At 38.5% G+C, this 17369-nt stretch carries 12 protein-coding genes and 1 pseudogene; 10 read left to right on the top strand and 3 right to left on the bottom strand.

What is annotated here, in order from left to right; genetic code table 11:
* Positions 1 to 56 precede the first annotated feature (56 nt).
* Entirely contained in the window at positions 57 to 584 is a 528-nt protein-coding gene (locus ACFX5U_RS03760) for a hypothetical protein (RefSeq protein ID WP_038696379.1), read from the top strand.
* Here ACFX5U_RS03760 and ACFX5U_RS03755 read toward each other — a convergent pair.
* A complete protein-coding gene (locus ACFX5U_RS03755; protein WP_400262543.1) occupies positions 581 to 2926 on the bottom strand; it encodes a BamA/TamA family outer membrane protein in 2346 nt (781 codons plus the stop codon). The genes ACFX5U_RS03760 and ACFX5U_RS03755 overlap by 4 nt on opposite strands.
* A gap of 6 nt (positions 2927 to 2932) precedes the next feature.
* Here ACFX5U_RS03755 and ACFX5U_RS03750 point away from each other — a divergent pair, with 6 nt between their 5' ends.
* The 6 genes and pseudogenes from ACFX5U_RS03750 (at position 2933) to ACFX5U_RS03725 (ending at position 9790) form a co-directional block, all read left to right on the top strand.
* Complete coding sequence (locus ACFX5U_RS03750) at positions 2933 to 3682, top strand: RNA methyltransferase (protein ID WP_038696375.1); 750 nt, start codon at positions 2933 to 2935, stop codon at positions 3680 to 3682.
* 67 nt (positions 3683 to 3749) lie between these two features.
* Positions 3750 to 4925, top strand: coding sequence for an MFS transporter (locus ACFX5U_RS03745; RefSeq protein ID WP_400263564.1), 1176 nt, complete (start codon positions 3750 to 3752; stop codon positions 4923 to 4925).
* Positions 4926 to 4973: 48 nt separating this feature from the next.
* Entirely contained in the window at positions 4974 to 5834 is an 861-nt protein-coding gene (locus ACFX5U_RS03740) for an AI-2E family transporter (RefSeq protein WP_400262542.1), read from the top strand.
* Positions 5782 to 6174: an AI-2E family transporter gene (locus tag ACFX5U_RS03735; RefSeq protein ID WP_400262541.1), complete on the top strand. Its 393-nt coding sequence runs from the start codon at positions 5782 to 5784 to the stop codon at positions 6172 to 6174. Before ACFX5U_RS03740 ends, ACFX5U_RS03735 begins: the two co-directional genes overlap by 53 nt.
* A 204-nt stretch (positions 6175 to 6378) precedes the next feature.
* Positions 6379 to 6918, top strand: a complete 540-nt coding sequence (locus ACFX5U_RS03730; protein WP_038696371.1) for a GNAT family N-acetyltransferase — start codon at positions 6379 to 6381, stop codon at positions 6916 to 6918.
* Positions 6919 to 7095: 177 nt separating this feature from the next.
* A pseudogene (locus ACFX5U_RS03725) lies at positions 7096 to 9790 on the top strand (DNA gyrase/topoisomerase IV subunit A).
* 57 nt (positions 9791 to 9847) lie between these two features.
* Here the strand turns inward: ACFX5U_RS03725 and msrA are convergent.
* Both msrA and ACFX5U_RS03715 read right to left on the bottom strand, forming a co-directional pair.
* A complete protein-coding gene (gene msrA / locus ACFX5U_RS03720) occupies positions 9848 to 10363 on the bottom strand; it encodes a peptide-methionine (S)-S-oxide reductase MsrA (protein WP_038696367.1) in 516 nt (171 codons plus the stop codon).
* Positions 10364 to 10438: 75 nt separating this feature from the next.
* Positions 10439 to 11464, bottom strand: coding sequence for a N(4)-(beta-N-acetylglucosaminyl)-L-asparaginase (locus ACFX5U_RS03715; protein ID WP_280570252.1), 1026 nt, complete (start codon positions 11462 to 11464; stop codon positions 10439 to 10441).
* A gap of 301 nt (positions 11465 to 11765) precedes the next feature.
* Here ACFX5U_RS03715 and ACFX5U_RS03710 point away from each other — a divergent pair, with 301 nt between their 5' ends.
* The 3 genes from ACFX5U_RS03710 (at position 11766) to ACFX5U_RS03700 (ending at position 17351) form a co-directional block, all read left to right on the top strand.
* A complete protein-coding gene (locus ACFX5U_RS03710) occupies positions 11766 to 12992 on the top strand; it encodes an NlpC/P60 family protein (RefSeq protein WP_280570255.1) in 1227 nt (408 codons plus the stop codon).
* A gap of 9 nt (positions 12993 to 13001) precedes the next feature.
* A complete protein-coding gene (locus ACFX5U_RS03705) occupies positions 13002 to 14057 on the top strand; it encodes a dipeptide epimerase (protein ID WP_400262540.1) in 1056 nt (351 codons plus the stop codon).
* Positions 14058 to 14195: 138 nt separating this feature from the next.
* Positions 14196 to 17351: a SusC/RagA family TonB-linked outer membrane protein gene (locus ACFX5U_RS03700; protein WP_400262539.1), complete on the top strand. Its 3156-nt coding sequence runs from the start codon at positions 14196 to 14198 to the stop codon at positions 17349 to 17351.
* Positions 17352 to 17369: the final 18 nt, after the last annotated feature.

The following is a 17369-nucleotide window of genomic DNA, read 5'->3' as shown; positions in this document are numbered from 1 at the left end:
CGAGTTCAATAATACGATTGAAAACTGATGCTCATTATTAAAAACAAATTTTTCTGATGAAAAAGTTATTATTTCTCTTCTTACTCCTTCCAATTTTTGGGATGGCACAAATTCAAAAAATAGAAAATTTTGTGGTAAAAGAAAATCTGTCGCGCAATGGTAAACTGGCTATTATCGCAGTAGATTCTGCTGAAAACACAAATGAACGTATCAATGGTACTTATAAATTCAGCATCAATGGTTTTACCCAAGATTTGCAGTTCCATCAGGGAATCGCTGTTCCTGATGATAGGATTGAATCGTCGACATTTGTCTTTTTTAAACACAAGAATCAAGGAAATTCGAAGGCACGCTTATTTTATATCTACAAATCAGATAAAGGATTATCTGCATTTGCCATCAGTGGCTTGATGTTCTTGGTTATCCCAGCTGTCATCCTATTGATTGCTTACGCATTTAAGAAGTTATTGCTGACTGCGATTATACTCGCGATAGGTTTCTTTTTCTTCAATCATTCGCAAGGTTTAAATATTTCTTCTATAATCGAATCAATCTTCGCAAGTATAAAAAATCTGATTATTTAAAAGGGTAGCCCTATCCCAAAGTTATATTGAATAAAATTATAACGGTCTGGTCTATGTGTCTGATAATATTGATCCTTAAATTCCTTGGAGTCGAAAAAATGTTTTAATACCCATTGATCACTTCCTTCGAATTGAGGATCTTTCACTTTCAAGCCAGCATCCAATCGGATAATAAAGTAATCGGAATCGAACCGCAATCCAAACCCTGTTCCTATTGCAATTTGTTTTAAGAATTTATCCATCTTAAGCTCGCCGCCTGGATTTAATTCATTCTTTTTTAATCGCCAGACGTTTCCAAAATCAACAAAAGTAGCACCATTCATCTTTGCTCCCAAGAAGCTGTTTAATATCCGGAATCGGTATTCGGCATTACCTTCAAATTTAATCTCACCCAGTTGGTCCAAATTGCGGAGATTCACTCTTAGATCTTCCTTTACACTTGCACGATTATAATTTCCAGGGCCTAAGGTTCGTGCTTGCCAAGCTCGCATACCATTCATACCACCACCGTAAAAGCTTTTTTCAAAAATCATCAGTGACGAATTATTACCATAAGGTATGGCAATACCCGGGTTGATCCTGAACACAAATTGTTTATTTCCGCCTAGATTTCGGTAAAGCCGATAATCGAGCTCCGTTTTAGCATACTGTAGGTAAGGAACACCAAGGATCTTTTTTTCACCGTCTAAATTTTCATCAAACTTGATGACGCGACTTATTAAATCCAATACATTGCCACTCAAATCTACAGAACCTTTGAAGTAATTGAAATTCTCTTTTTTAGTCAGCTTCTTGGCATTGTAAGTAAATGCATACTGTGTACCCAATCCAAAATATTCGCGATTGTTACTTCTTACATATAAGAGATAACCTTGCTCAATTAAATTCTGTGCGAAATTTTCATTTAACCGACCTTGTCTATATTCCAGTACAATCGGTGTAAAACTGTGAAATTTATTTTCAGATTCGTACCAAGAGTAATTCAGGGTATTGATAAAGTATCGATTGGAATAAGTGGCATCTTGATTGAAAACTTGCAGACTGGAAGAGAAGGTCGTCCTGGCTAATCCGTATTGACTCGTGTTATTCACATGAAAAGGTGTCATTAATCGTGGTATGATTAGATTTACACCAATTTGAAAATCATTGTTAAATATCTTGTTGGAAAGTCCACCGCTAAGTCTCGGATCAAATAAGACTCCGTATCGTAATTTCACTTCCAACAATTCTGCTCCACCAAAGATATTACGATGCGAAAATGTATTTCCGATATTAAAACCACTCATACCTGAACTCAAGGTAAATTCTCCTTCGATTTGGTTTCCCATCAACGGCCGGGGTACCATCTCATAGAATACATCCAATTGGTTGGAATCGGTCTTCTGGTAATTGATTTTAACACTTCTAAATCCGTTCATCTCATACAGACGGTCGTAAGAGGCGTTTTCTTTCGAAAGATTGTATAATTCTCCCGATTTGATGTACATATACCGTGTTAATGGTTTCAATCGAAATTTATTGGTCTCGTCTGTGAAATGAATATTTGAGATGCTATCGTAAGTTTTTTTGATTTCCTTTTTTTCTGTTCCAAAGTTGCGAATCGTGACGAATACATTTTCAATTTTATAGACCTGATGCGTCGTAGAATCACTTGGATTTTCAACTTGGAGCTCAAGATTCAACTGTTGCTTTTTTGATGATGAATCTACTGCTACACGCATGTATTGACGGATATAATCAAAATAACCGTGATTGCGCATGGTTTGATATAGCTTTTCCCTTTCCGTAATAAGATCGACAGCATCGTATTGCTTTCCTACAATAATACTCCCATTCGGCTTCACTTCACGTGCGTAGAGATCAGCAACAGCAGTATCAGCAAAATTATAGGTGATTTTATTTAGGTAATAGGGTTCGCCCAAAACGGTATTGAAATCTAGTGTTGCTTTTTTATTTTTAACCGTAATAGCGGGAACTACACTGGCGGCAAAATAACCTTTTGAAAATAAAAACCGTTTAATTTGTGTCGCAGATAACTCCACTAAACTCGTATCCAACAAACGGGGTGCTTCACCTACATTCCGTAAATTACGTTTTTTATATTCCCCGTTTTTAGTATTAAAAAGATTATAAATAAATAAATTAACCCTTGAATTTGCTCTGATATCATTGGAGACATAAAGCGCTGCTGCTTCTTTTAATTCTGGCTTCACCCCTTCTATATCCACATGTGCCACCAATGCTTGGTCCTCATTCAAGAAACGTGCTGAACGGCAAGATGTGAAAATTAGCAACAAAAGCGCTATACTTGTAAAAGCTAAAAAGCGTTGATTATTTATCATTAAAAAATGTTGTCAAAAGCACAAATTACTCTAATATCATCACTTCAAAATAAAAAGTTTCGCAAACAACATGGTCTTTTTATTGTCGAAGGAATAAAATCTGTTATCGAATTCCTATCATCCTCTTATCAAGTTGACAGCATATTTTATACAGAAGATGTACTCGCAAAAGTGGGTAAAATATCGGGAAATATAAAATCTTATGTACTGACTGAAAAGGAATTTGAAAAAATCAGTGCATTAAAATCTCCACAAGGGATATTAGCTTTAGTACATATCCCGAAACAAGCGGAATTAAATGTCTTAGATTTCAAAGCAAAGCATACCTTGCTATTGGATGATATCCAAGACCCCGGAAATTTAGGAACTATAATCCGAACGGCAGAGTGGTTTGGTTTTCAACATATCATTTGCTCTATCGGCACTGTGGATGCGTACAACCCAAAGGTCGTGCAAGCGACAATGGGTTCTCTTTCTCGGACCCAAGTTCATTATATTGATCTCAAGACTTTCATTTTAGAGGCTAAAATTCCGGTATTTGGGGCTTTATTGAATGGAGATAGTATCTACCATACGGATTGGACGAACGAAGGATTTATTGTATTGGGAAATGAGGGTAACGGTATTTCTGATGAAATTATCGCTCTTGTTGACAAACCCATTACGATTCCGCGCATAGGTGAGGCAGAATCGCTCAATGTTGCTGTGGCCACCACCATTTTTTGTTCAGAAATAGCAAGATTAAAGAAATTATAAGATATCGCCTTCTTTACATTAAAGAGGGCGATTCATTTTCACACCATACAATAGCGCATCTACTATGATGGAAAATAAATCCATTTACACATTACAATTTGCCTTACTTTGTCTAAGCTCGCTTTTATTCTCTGCGAGTTTCAATATGATCATTCCCGAATTGCCCAACTACTTAAGTGAGATGGGGGGTGCTGAACATAAGGGTTTAATCATTGCATTATTTACATTAACTGCTGGGATATCACGGCCGTTCAGTGGTAAGCTAACCGATAGATGGGGACGTGTACCCGTGATGGCAATCGGATCTATCGTTTGTTTCTTGTGTGGTTTTCTGTATCCAGTCCTGACGACTGTGTCTGGTTTTCTCCTACTGAGATTGATACATGGTTTTTCAACTGGTTTTAAACCAACCGCAACTTCTGCCTATGTTGCCGATATCATTCCGCGTGAACGTTGGGGTGAGGCTCTGGGTATGCATGGTCTTTGTTTTGCTATTGGGGGTGCTGTAGGTCCAGCCATTGGTAGTGCCATATTCCAATATTATGGCATTAACATCATGTTTTATAGTTCTTCCCTTTTTGCGCTACTCTCTATTGTCATTGTGATGAATATGAAAGAGACAATTACAAAAAAAGAAAAGCTCAATCTCTCCATGTTCAAGATATCACGAACAGATATTATTGATGTTGGCGTATTGCCTGCGGGAATTGTCACCTTTTTATCTTACTCAGCATTTGGAGCAATTTTAACGCTGATTCCGGATTGGAGTGACCACCTCAATCTTAGCAATAAAGGAATTTTCTTTGCAGCATTCACCATTGCTTCGATTTTAATCCGCTTTGTTTCCGGAAAAGCATCAGACAAATATGGTCGGATCAAAGTCATTATGGTCGGATTATTCATAGTTGGTGTTTCTTTATATTTAATCGGTCAGGGTGATTCTTTCAATAAATTAATGCTTGGTGCGAGTGTTTACGGTATCGGGACCGGTATTTTATCTCCTGCAATCAATGCTTGGACGATAGACCTTGGAAAACCCAACCAACGTGGACGTGCAGTGGCAACAATGTATATTTCCATGGAGGCAGGTATTGGCTTAGGGGCATTATTTGCAGGGCTATATTATCAAGATATCATCACACGTATACCACAGGTGATGTATTTTAATGCCCTATTCTTAGTTATAGCACTTGGATACATGTTTTTTTGGCAAGGATTTAGCTCTAAGAAAAAAACAGATTAATTGGTTTACCAATGCATATCACCCTATCGTTTATTATCAAATTTTAATATGGAAAATAAAACCGGAAAAAGACCCTATTCAATTGAGCTCGCATCTAGCTTATTTGCATTAGCACTAATTATTGGATTTTTATATGTTACGCAAAGCGTAGTGGTTCCCTTACTTTTTGCGATCATACTTTCGATGACGCTCTACCCAGTAGCCGCTTTTTTTGAAAACAAATTAAGGTTTGGGAAGGCACTTGCTTCCATTATGGCTGTCATTGTGGCTATTTTGGTTATCAGCACGTTGCTATGGTTTATTATACACCAAAGTATCATTATCGGAAAAGATGCTGTCGCTATTCAAGAAAAGGTGCTGGTCGCGTTAGAATCTATTCAAAATTGGGTCCAATCACAATTTGGATTAGAACGAAGTGAGGTGATTGAGAAAGTCCAAGAACAAGGTAATCGGGTTCTAGAAAATGTTGGTGGCTACATTTCGGCAGCATTTGGTTCCATTGGAAGTATGTTGGCTGGAGTAGTCCTAGTGCCTATCTTTATTTTCTTTCTACTGTACTACCGCGACTTCTTTAAAGAGTTCTTTTTTAAATCCTTTAAAAACACAGATAATAAAAAAATTCACGGTGTGTTAAGTAAAATCTACCAAGTGGTACAAAGTTACTGCCTTGGACTTGTCACTGTGATGGGAATTGTCGCCGTTTTAAACACTGCTGGACTGATGTTAATGGGCATACAGTACGCTTGGTTTTTTGGCTCATTGGCTTCCTTACTCATGCTACTCCCTTATATCGGTATCGCTATTGGATCCATATTACCCGCACTTTTTGCCTTAGCGACAAAAGATACTGGATTTTATGCCGTTGGGGTCATTGCCTGGTTTCCAAGTCGTTCAATTTTTAGAAGGTAATGTCATAACTCCAAATATTGTTGGAGGTAAGGTAAGCATCAACCCATTGATGGCTATCATTGCTATCTTGTTGGGCGGGATGATCTTTGGATTGGCGGGTTTAATTTTAGCACTTCCTATGACGGCTACACTTAAAGTTATTTTTGATGCTATCCCTTCTATGGAACCCATTGGTTATTTAATTGGTGAGCCGGAAAAGGAACATCTTAAACGCAATGCAACACAAGAACTCCTACAAAAGTGGGGAATCGTCCGAAAACCGAAAAAAGTGTATAAGCAAAAGGTTCACGAATCGTCAGCGGAAGATACTTCTTCACCGCAATTACCTGATCAGAAATAATCAAGAAATACACATTCTGTTTGTTTTATTCAGCATTTCGACCTGTGTTATGGATAGTCAATAACTATCCATAACACAGGTCGAAACATTTCATGGGATTTGGACACAATCCAAATGTCCATTCCCTTACACCCACATCCTCCAATAGCTATTCTTGTTGAAGATCATTAATTTCTATTAACTTTAGTCCCAAATATCAATAACATGAAATACTTACCTATACTAGAAACGGAAAGATTAATCATTCGCCCTATCACATTGGACGACTTGCAGGGATTCTATGAGATGGATTCACAACCAGAGGTCCATACTTATTTAAAAAAGGAACCTGCAACCGCTATAGAAGATACCAAACTTGTTATCGAGGATCTGTTAGATCAATACCAACAGCATGGTACTGCTCGGGTTGCGGTAGTTGAAAAATCGACCAATCAATTTATCGGTTGGACAGGTTTCAAATTTATGGATGAAGAGACGAATGGTAAAATCTATTTTTTAGATTTCGGATATCGTTTTAGAAAAGAAACTTGGGGTAAAGGTTATGCTACAGAAGCGGCACTCGCTTGTATGGACTTTTACCATCAACACCTCAGCCATTTCCCGCTCCATGCCATGACGGATATCGACAATAAAGCATCTCGAAATGTGTTGGAAAAAGCCGGATTTAAAGTAACGGACACTTTTCATTTGACCGTATGGGGTATCGATTGTTATTGGTATGATTTGGCTTCAGCTTCAAATTAAAGCCATACCGATAAACCCTTTTCATCCTGTTTTAGGCACTTATTTTCACAGGCATTTTGTGGATAAATCTATTTGTTTTACCATTGGATAAAACGAAATGCTTTTCGTATTTTTACGCGTGCAAAAATCTATTCTTTTTGCAGCAAATTAGAATAAAAACACCATATTATTGATTACATGAGTGAAGAAACAAACTATCCTGCAGACGATAATCAAGAAGAATTAAATAACGGACAGACAAATAATAGTAAAACAATCCCACTTTCGGGTTTGTATGAAAACTGGTTTTTGGACTATGCATCTTATGTTATTTTAGATCGCGCAGTACCTCATATCAATGATGGGTTCAAACCTGTACAACGCCGTATCCTGCATTCATTAAAGGAAATGGATGACGGTAGATACAATAAGGCAGCGAATGTTATTGGTAACACGATGAAATATCACCCACACGGTGATGCTTCCATTGGTGATGCCATGGTACAGATAGGTCAGAAAAACCTACTAATAGACTGTCAAGGAAACTGGGGGGACCCGATCACTGGAGATGCTTCGGCAGCACCTCGTTATATTGAGGGCCGATTATCCAAATTCGCTTTGGATGTGGTCTTTAATCCGGAAACTACCAATTGGCAATTGAGCTATGATGGTCGTAACAAGGAGCCGGTTACCTTACCGGTTAAATTCCCTTTATTACTTGCCCAAGGTGCTGAGGGTATCGCCGTAGGTTTGGCGACGAAGATCATGCCGCATAACTTCTTGGAATTGATCGATGGATCTATCCAGGTATTGCATGGTGAAAGACCTCATATCCTACCCGACTTCCCAACAGGAGGAATGGCGGATTGTTCTGCTTATAATGAAGGGCAGCGTGGCGGAAAAATCCGTGTACGTGCCAAAATTGAAGAACGCGATAAAAAAACATTGGCCATTACCGAAATTCCTTTTGGAACCACTACTGGTGGATTAATCGATAGTGTAGTAGCGGCTAATGATAAAGGGAAAATCAAGATTAAGAAAATCGAAGATAACACGGCTGAATTTGTGGAAATCATCGTTCATTTGGCTCCAGGTATCTCTCCTGATGTAACCATTGACGCTTTGTTTGCATTTACGGCCTGTGAAGTTTCTATTTCTCCCAATACCTGTGTCATCAAGAAAGATAAACCTTACTTTTTAAGCGTTAATGATATCTTAATTGAGAACACCAATAATACCAAGAATCTTTTAAAGCAAGAACTGGAAATCAAGTTACATGATCTCCTTGAGAAAATATTCTTCAGCACCTTACTTAAGATTTTCATTCAAGAAGGTATGTATAAGCATTCAGCCTATGAAAATGCTGGAGACTTTGATACCGTTGTAGAAGTACTGGACGGTCTGTTTGAGCCTTTCTTCTCGCAGTTTCTACCGTGCTATCGTTCCTGAAGACTACAAACGTCTGATCGATAAACCGATGAGTAGCATTACGCGATTTGATGTTAAGAAAGCGGATGATCAAATGGCTTCCTTAGAAGAGGAAATCAAAAATGTCAAACGCCACCTTAAAAATCTAACAGAATATGCGATTGCTTGGTATGAGAGGCTGCGTGTGAAGTATGGTAAAGGACGTGAACGTAAAACAGAATTAAGAGCATTCGATAAAGTTGAGGCTACTCAGGTTGCCTTAGCAAATGCCAAACTTTATGTCAACCGTGAAGAGGGTTTCATTGGTTCGAGCATGAAGAAAGATGAGTTTGTTTGCGATTGTTCCGATATCGATGATATCATTGTGTTCCGCTCTGATGGTAAATATGTCGTCACGAAAATTCAGGACAAGGTATTCGTAGGAAAAGATATCATCCATGTTGCAGTCTTCAAAAAAGGCGATGAAAGGACGATCTACAATGCTATCTATAAAGAAGGCGATACAGGTACAAGTTTTATCAAGCGTTTTTCAGTTGTTGGTGTTACGCGCGATAAGGAATATGATATCAGCAAAGGTTCTAAAGGTTCTAAAGTCACCTATTTCACTGCTAACCCTAACGGTGAGGCTGAAATTGTCAACATTCAGCTAAAACCACATACCAAATTAAGAAAACTTAATTTTGATATGAATTTTGCTGAAATTGCAATAAAGGGCCGTGCTTCTCAAGGAAATATCGTGTCGAAGTATCCTGTTAAAAAGATTACATTCAAAAGTGCTGGTGTCTCTACGTTAGCGGGTCGCAAAATTTGGTTTGATAAAACCATGAAGCGCTTAAATGCGGATGAAAGAGGTCAATACTTGGGTGAGTTTGATGGTGATGATAAGATTTTAATGGTGCTATCTGACGGGTCGTATGAATTGTCCAATTTTGATTTGAGCAATTATTTCGATGACAAAATGATTCGTATCGAAAAATATATGCCTGATCATGTCTATACGGCCATTCATCAGGATGGTAAGTCGGGCACCTATTATGTGAAAAGATTCAAGTTTGATGATCTTCCTGTAGGAAAAGGGATGTCGTTTATTAATGATGACCCAGGGTCTAAACTTATTTTATTGACAAATAATACAGATCCACTCGTTCATTTAGACATTCTTAAAGGCAAGTCGCAAATAGAGGAATCTTTGGATCAACCCTTGAACGAAATCATCGATGTTAAGGGGATAAAAGCTCAGGGTAACCGACTTTCATTCCATACGGTGAAAAATGTGAAGTTGCTAACGGAAGAAATTGATTTAGCATTGAGCGTTAAAGAAACAGCTGCGCCTGTTTCGGAAGAAACTACAGCAATAAACGAAGAAAAAACAACAGAACCTGCGGACGCCAGTGATATCAAATTAGAGATAACAAATCCCGATGATATCCAAACAGACAATGGTGGTCAGATTGAGCTGTTTTAAATCAATCTGCTGTTCAATAATTATAATTCATAAAAAATCCGCTTTTAGCGGATTTTTTTATGAATTAAATTCTTTGATGAATTTTTGTAATTTGGGTGCAATCACGACAGAACAGAATGGATTCTCCGGATGCGTATTGAAATAATTATGATGATAGTTTTCTGCCACCCAAAAAGTAACAGCAGGTTCGACAGTAGTGACGATCGGATCTTCAAATATATCTTCACTGTCTAATTCATCAATAAAGTTTTTAGCTAAGATCTCTTGCTCCTCATCATGAAAAAATACAACGGATCTATATTGCGTGCCGACATCATTACCTTGACGGTTTAGTGTCGTTGGATTATGTGTCTTAAAGAAAATCTTCAATAGGTCTTCATAATTCACAAGCTCTTCATCGTATTCGATCTGTACCACTTCAACATGTTCTGTTGTACCTGTACATACTTGTTCGTAGGTAGGGTTATCATTCAATCCCCCCATATATCCTGGTAAAACAGTTTTTACGCCTTCGGTATTTTGAAAAATAACCTCTGTACACCAAAAACAGCCACCTCCAAATGTTGCTTTCATATTTTAATATCTTTATTACTCAAACTTATAAATTATATGACAGAATAAGCGTCATATCAGTTTACTGATTTTAAATTAGCTTTTATAATAATAAGTCCCTGGAATTAAGAGATCTTGTTTTTCTTTATGACAAACAGCGTAAGAAAAACCTTTTTGTAAAGCATAAGATCCATATTCACCCTTCTTATTGAGCGCCAAAAATCCAACTTGGATATCTTTGGCAATATTCGGTTTCTTTTTCACGATACGTTTGACTGCTTCTTTACAGGCATCTTCTGGTGAATATCCCTGACGCATCAGTTCGACTACAAGAAAACTTCCTACCGTACGGATCACCTCTTCCCCTACACCAGTGGATGTTGCCCCTCCTACTTCATTATCTACATACAGACCTGCTCCAATAATAGGGCTATCTCCTACGCGACCATGCATTTTAAAGGCCATGCCACTGGTGGTACAGGCTCCCGAAAGATTTCCTTCGGCATCCAGTGCCAACATACCAATCGTATCGTGATTATATTGATTGCCAGGCAAACGCTCGACAGCGAAAGACTTATTTTCAATATTCATAATCGGTTTATACTGTTTTTCCTTCAGCCATTCTTTCCACGCTTTTTCTCCTTCAGGGGTCAATAGATCTTCTTTTTCAAAACCATTTTCCAATGCGAATTGCAATGCCCCATCACCGGCCAACATCACATGTGGTGTTTTGTCCATAACAAGACGGGCGACAGATATGGGATGAGCGATATGCTCTAATGCGGCTACCGACCCACAGTTTCCTTCTGAATCCATAATACAAGCATCTAGCGTCACAAATCCATCACGATCAGGATAGCCACCTTTACCTACCGTCATATTTTTCAAATCAGCTTCGGGTACGCGGACGCCTTGCTCTACGGCATCAATGGCTTTTCCACCATTTTTAAGCACTTCCCACGCTGCTTGATTGGCTGCAATACCAAAATCCCATGTCGAAATAACAATAGGCTTTATTCCAGCTTTTTTACTGACAGTGGAAAAGCTTGATAATGTTTCTATTGAACCTAAGGCAGTTGCTCCAATAATACCCTTCTTAATAAATTGGCGTCTTGAACTCATATTTTAATCGATTTTTGCAATACAAGTATACACAATTGCGTGTTTCTTTTTGGTAGTTTTTCATCAGAATAATTATTTATGCGTCTCCATTTTTCATTTGTACCCATGAGCTCACTTCTGTCGATTTGTTTAACATACTAGTTATCTTAAATAGAATCTATAAGCTCGTTCCGCTCGTTTTAGAAAAAAAGGCTTATGCATTCGCATTTATGCAAAAGAATCATAAATTAATTCACAAATCGACATCATTTCTTGTGATAATATACAAATTAGTCTATCTTTAAAAAACAAACTAATCAGCATGACAAACAAACTTAGATATGCTATCCTCAGCTGTGCAGGCTTTTTCATGATTAATCATGCTTTTTCACAACAAGTTGATTCAACCATTTATTATCAGGTTAAAGAACTGCAAGAAAACGTAAGGAAAGAATTTGCACCTGATAAACGCACTAAAATATTTGCGCTCACAAAAACTGTAGTTGCAGAAAATGAGTATGAAATTGAAACAACAGAGCCTGCTGCTAAAGCAGCTTTCGAACAACGGTTCAAAAATATCCCGGCTAAGGTAGCAGTAACCCTTCTTCCTGAACAAAACCTCGGTAATAAATGGATCGGTATTGTCAACCTATCGGTTGCCAATATGAGAACCAAGCCCGACCATGCTGCTGAGATGGCCAGTCAGGTATTGATGGGGACACAGGTCGATATCCTACAAAAAGATCGTGGTGATTATCGTATCCGTACGCCAGAGGGGTATATTGCCTGGATCCCGACTTCTTCCATCACAGCCATGACCAAGGAAGAGGCTAAACAATGGAATGAACAGCCTAAAATAATCTATACTTCCGAATTTGGGAAATCACTATCGGAGCCCAATACACAAAGTCAACGCGTTTCAGATCTTGTTTATGGTGATATTTTAGTCCTTAAAGGAGAGAAGAATAATTATTTTGAGGTCTCCTATCCTGATGGTCGTAAAGCTTATATTAAAAAGGATGAGGCTTTATCTTTAAAAAAATGGATTGATTCTCGTAATCCAACTGCTGAAAATTTAATTTCAAGTGCGAAGACCATGTTGGGATTACCTTATCTATGGGGGGGAACATCTGTAAAAGGTGTGGATTGCAGTGGCTTCACTAAAACAGCTTATTTTATGAATGGCTACGTGATTCCCCGCGATGCTTCGCAACAGGTATTGGCTGGTGAAACCGTGGATATTCTCGATTCAGAAGGGCACTTTGACCCCGAAAAAGCACTTAAAAATCTAAAACCTGCCGACCTCTTATTTTTTGCTGCAGGAAAGAACACGAATCCAAATGCGCGCGTAACGCATGTAGCTATCTATATGGGCAATGGAACTTTTATACATGCAGCTGGATCTGTACGGATCAACAGTATGTTGAAAGATGCTGCCAATTATGATGATTTCCAGACACGAACCGTAGTTGCTGCTAAAAGATACCTCGGTGCAAATGACGCTCAAATACAACAAGTACAGCATAACAGCTATTATAGTATCAAATAAAAGATAAGCATGAGCACACATTCAGATTGGATTACTAAAGATTTTGGAGCTTTCAAACTGAGGTTCAAACCGTATACACTAGAAATGCGCTATGTCTTTACTGTGGCATCGTTCAGTAGAACGACTACACCAGTGGTATTGACACAATTGGAATATGATGGAGTGGTTGGTTACGGTGAGGCGAGCATGCCTCCCTACTTGGGTGAATCGCAGGAGAGTGTCATCCATTTTCTTAACAAGTTGGATTTACGTGGATTCAACTCCCCTTTTCAAACGGAAGAACTGTTACAATACATCGATCAGGTCATGGTTAATAATACCGCAGCAAAAGCTGCGGTCGATATTGCGCTCCATGATTTAATCGGTAAACTGCTTGGACAACCTCTATACAAGATTTGGGGTTTAGATCCAGCTATGACGCCGCCGACTTCTTATACCATCGGTATCGATACGGAAGATGTCGTTCGAAAAAAAGTAATGGAAGCAGATCAGTTTAAAATTCTAAAAGTTAAATTGGGACTTGAAACTGATAAAATGATCATCGATACCATCCGTCAATGTACCGACAGACCACTTTGCGCTGATGTAAACCAAGGATGGAAGGTAAAGGAAGAGGCTTTGGAAATGTCACATTGGTTAGCGGAGCGTGGTGTTGTATTTTTGGAACAACCTATGCCAAAAGAACAAGTCGATGATAACGCTTGGCTTACAGCACACAGCCCGATTCCAACCATTGCAGATGAAGCTTGTCAACGATTGGCTGATGTACCTTCCCTGCAAGGTGTGTATTCGGGGATCAATATCAAGTTAATGAAGTGCACGGGGATGCGAGAAGCAAAACGTATGGCCGAATTGGCTCAGACTTTAAAAATGAAGGTTATGATCGGCTGTATGACGGAAACTTCATGTGCCATTTCTGCTGCTGCACAATTGGGTCCTTTAGCGGATTGGGTTGATCTCGATGGTGCACTCCTGATCGGTAATGATATTTATGATGGCATGAAAGTCATCGATGGAAATTGTGTCTTATCTGAGCGACCTGGAATAGGTATTATAGCACAATAAAAAAATACAAATAGCATAAGATCTATGGTTTTTAGGAATAAAACATCATGATCTTATTCTTATCTTATACCTTACTAGGGTATAAAATAGATTGCCTGAACACAATCTATTAAAAGCATAACTAACCAAAACACTCTTATGAATAAAATTTTACTCACCTCGTTATGTACGATGGCTTGCGGGGCACTCCAAGTCGTACATGCACAGCAAATCCAAGTTGCGGGAAAAGTTTCAGATGTGAATGGCACTGCTATTCCAGATGTAACCGTCGCTATCAAAGGAACAAACACCGCTACATCAACAAACTCAAATGGACTGTTCACGCTAAATGCCAGTCAAGATGCAACTCTCATCATCAGTGCGGTGGGCTATGAAAAACAGCAAGTTAAAGTAAGTGGTCGCAAGACATTAACCATTTCCTTGGAAAAAGAAGAAAATGCTTTGGATGAGGTCATGGTAGTTGCTTATGGAACTGCTAAGAAAAGTACATTCACGGGTTCTGCCGCAGTTGTTAAAAATGACGCTATAGATAAACAGCCGGTCACTTCGTTTCAAAATGCTTTGACAGGTCGTGTGGCAGGCTTACAAGTCAGCACGAGTTCGGGGCAAGCAGGCTCTACACCTGCTATCCGTATCCGTGGCATCGGTTCCATGGGTGCTTCGAATGAGCCATTATATGTCATCGACGGTGTTCCCGTAGTATCGGGGTCAACTGGACAGATGAACGATTATCTGGTCAATTCAAATAATGTGATGAGTTCCTTAAATCCTTCTGATATCGAGACAATAACTGTGCTGAAAGATGCCGCGGCATCTTCTTTGTATGGTTCTCGAGCAGCAAATGGTGTTATTATCATCACGACTAAAAAAGGAAAAAATGGAGCTCCAAAAATTAACTTAAAATCTACTCTTGGATTTAGTCCGAGTTGGGCAACAGATAATAATGAAGCGGCACCACTTGAAGACCAGATCAATATGTTGTACAGTCTTCTTTATGATTCTCGTATTGCAGGAGGACTTACAGAAGCAGCTGCCAACAAGTGGGTACTCGATCGATTTGCAACGAAGTTTGGGATACATGGTTACGAGTTTTCTACTCCAGGAACATCCATGTTTGAAAAAGTAAACATTACCGGTAAAACTGATGGTGTCGAAAATCGTGATGGTAAATATTACGATTGGAACAAATCGTTATTCAGAACGGGCATCTTTAATACGAATGATCTATCAGTTAGCGGTGGAACAGATAATACGAACTACTATACTTCGCTTTCTTACACCCAAGATAAAAGTCGCATCATATTGAATGATTATGATCGTATCAGTGGACGTGTAAACCTCAACCAAAAAATCGGTAAATACTTAGAGTTTGGGTCGAATATCAATATTGCTAAAACAAAATTAGTCGGCATGAATGATACTCGTAACACGGGTAGCAACTATTTAATGCAAACGAGAAATCTGTTGTGGCCGCTCTATTGGCCTACAGATTATAAAACGGGTAATGAATGGACTGCGCGATATGGTAGTTTAGCCTACAACCCACTTTACTATAACAAAGAATGGGAAAATAGCTCTAAAACCAGTAAAATATCTGCTGTAGAATCATTGACTTTAAGACTGCTCCCTGAATTGACGCTTAAAACGATCTTTTCATATGATGAGACAGAGTCTAAAGATCATATTTACTACAGTGCAAAACATTATAACGGATCGTCTACAAATGGTACTGTAACTGAAATCACATCGAACAGTCAAAAATTAGTTTCGTCGACTACAGCCAACTATAATAAAACATTTGGACTCCATAATGTGGATTTATTAGCAGGTTTTGAAGCCGAAAAAAATGAGAATAGCTTCGTCCGTGCAACTGGAAAAGACTTACCTTCTTCCGCTTTACATACCGTCTCTACCGCGGGACAATTGGATGCAGGAGCTTATGCTTGGGGCAACAATATGATGTCCGTATTATCACGTGCTGAATATAACTTTGATGAACGCTACTTTGCTTCGGCATCTTTTCGTAGGGATGGTTCTTCTCAATTAGGCCCTATACCTCGCTGGGGTAACTTTTGGTCAGTAGCTGGCTCTTGGAACATTGCTAAAGAAAGTTTTATTTCTCAAGTAGAAGATATCAATGCTTTGAGGATAAGAGCTTCATATGGTGTAAACGGCACTTTACCAACTTCAAATTATGGTTGGCGATCATTGACGAGCTATTCCAATAAATACATGACACAACCGGGTGGCGCTTTAAGTAATATAGCTGACACTAAGCTCACTTGGGAAAGAAATTACACGACCAATCTCGCGTTAGAATTCGGTTTGTTTGAAAATAAAATATTCGGTACCGTTGAATATTTCAATAGAGATTCAAAAGACCTCATCCAAGCGGTCCCTATTTCGACGGTAACTGGCTTCCCCAGTACGATAAAAAACATTGGTGAAATCAACAATAAAGGAATTGAATTTGAATTAGGTTCCGATATCATAAAAAAACAGGATTTCAGATGGACTGCAAGTGTTAATGCTACATTTATTGATTCTAAAGTTAAGAAATTAAGTGATGGTCAATCAATTGTTTGGTACGATCCAACAGGTAAAGACGATCGAGCTCGTTTCATTTATCAAGAAAATCAATCGACATTGGCTTTCTATGGTTTAGAATGGGCAGGTGTTGATAAAACGAATGGTAAAAACATGTGGTTCACGAATGATGATACAGCAGGAGATTTCTTAGTAGATGGCAGAGGTGCGTCTTATAATTATGGTGATGCAAAACAAACCATCATCGGTAACGCTAACCCAAAAGTTTATGGAGGTATCAATACGGATGTGGAATATAAAGGACTATCATTGGGCTTAAATTTTGCATATAAACTAGGTGGTAAATTATACGATGCTAGTTCCCGTGATGTAGCTGATGATGGCTACTATTGGGAAAGACTTCACGCACAATACTTTGTTGATGAGTCATGGTCACCTACCAATATGGATGGTAACTTCCCTATGGTTTCTGGTCGAGATCTAGAAGATGTCAATCAAATCAGTAGCCGCCACCTCTATGATGCTTCATATTTACGATTGAAAAACATTTCATTGTCCTATAAAATTCCCAATGATTATTTGAGCAAAATAGGTATTAACAGTGCCCGTATTTTCTTTAATGGAAGTAATCTTTTGACTTTCTCAAAATACAAATATATGGACCCGGAGGTTAATCAGTATGGTACACGTGGATGGGAAACGCCCACTCCTAAAACCTATACATTTGGATTAGAATTTAATTTTTAACCTATTGAATTAAAAAAA

It is taken from the genome of Sphingobacterium sp. SG20118, from assembly GCF_044740685.1.
Lineage (GTDB): Bacteria > Bacteroidota > Bacteroidia > Sphingobacteriales > Sphingobacteriaceae > Sphingobacterium.
Note: the sequence above shows the minus strand (reverse complement) of the source record. Positions and strands in the feature narration are given on the sequence as shown.

Excerpts from the sequence above, each read along its gene's own strand:
- ACFX5U_RS03760 (WP_038696379.1), top strand. The coding sequence starts at position 57 with ATGAAAAAGTTATTATTTCTCTTCTTACTCCTTCCAATTTTTGGGATG.
- ACFX5U_RS03755 (WP_400262543.1), bottom strand. The coding sequence starts at position 2,926 with ATGATAAATAATCAACGCTTTTTAGCTTTTACAAGTATAGCGCTTTTG.
- ACFX5U_RS03750 (WP_038696375.1), top strand. The coding sequence starts at position 2,933 with ATGTTGTCAAAAGCACAAATTACTCTAATATCATCACTTCAAAATAAA.
- ACFX5U_RS03745 (WP_400263564.1), top strand. The coding sequence starts at position 3,750 with ATGGAAAATAAATCCATTTACACATTACAATTTGCCTTACTTTGTCTA.
- ACFX5U_RS03740 (WP_400262542.1), top strand. The coding sequence starts at position 4,974 with ATGGAAAATAAAACCGGAAAAAGACCCTATTCAATTGAGCTCGCATCT.
- ACFX5U_RS03735 (WP_400262541.1), top strand. The coding sequence starts at position 5,782 with ATGCCGTTGGGGTCATTGCCTGGTTTCCAAGTCGTTCAATTTTTAGAA.
- ACFX5U_RS03730 (WP_038696371.1), top strand. The coding sequence starts at position 6,379 with ATGAAATACTTACCTATACTAGAAACGGAAAGATTAATCATTCGCCCT.
- msrA (WP_038696367.1), bottom strand. The coding sequence starts at position 10,363 with ATGAAAGCAACATTTGGAGGTGGCTGTTTTTGGTGTACAGAGGTTATT.
- ACFX5U_RS03715 (WP_280570252.1), bottom strand. The coding sequence starts at position 11,464 with ATGAGTTCAAGACGCCAATTTATTAAGAAGGGTATTATTGGAGCAACT.
- ACFX5U_RS03710 (WP_280570255.1), top strand. The coding sequence starts at position 11,766 with ATGACAAACAAACTTAGATATGCTATCCTCAGCTGTGCAGGCTTTTTC.
- ACFX5U_RS03705 (WP_400262540.1), top strand. The coding sequence starts at position 13,002 with ATGAGCACACATTCAGATTGGATTACTAAAGATTTTGGAGCTTTCAAA.
- ACFX5U_RS03700 (WP_400262539.1), top strand. The coding sequence starts at position 14,196 with ATGAATAAAATTTTACTCACCTCGTTATGTACGATGGCTTGCGGGGCA.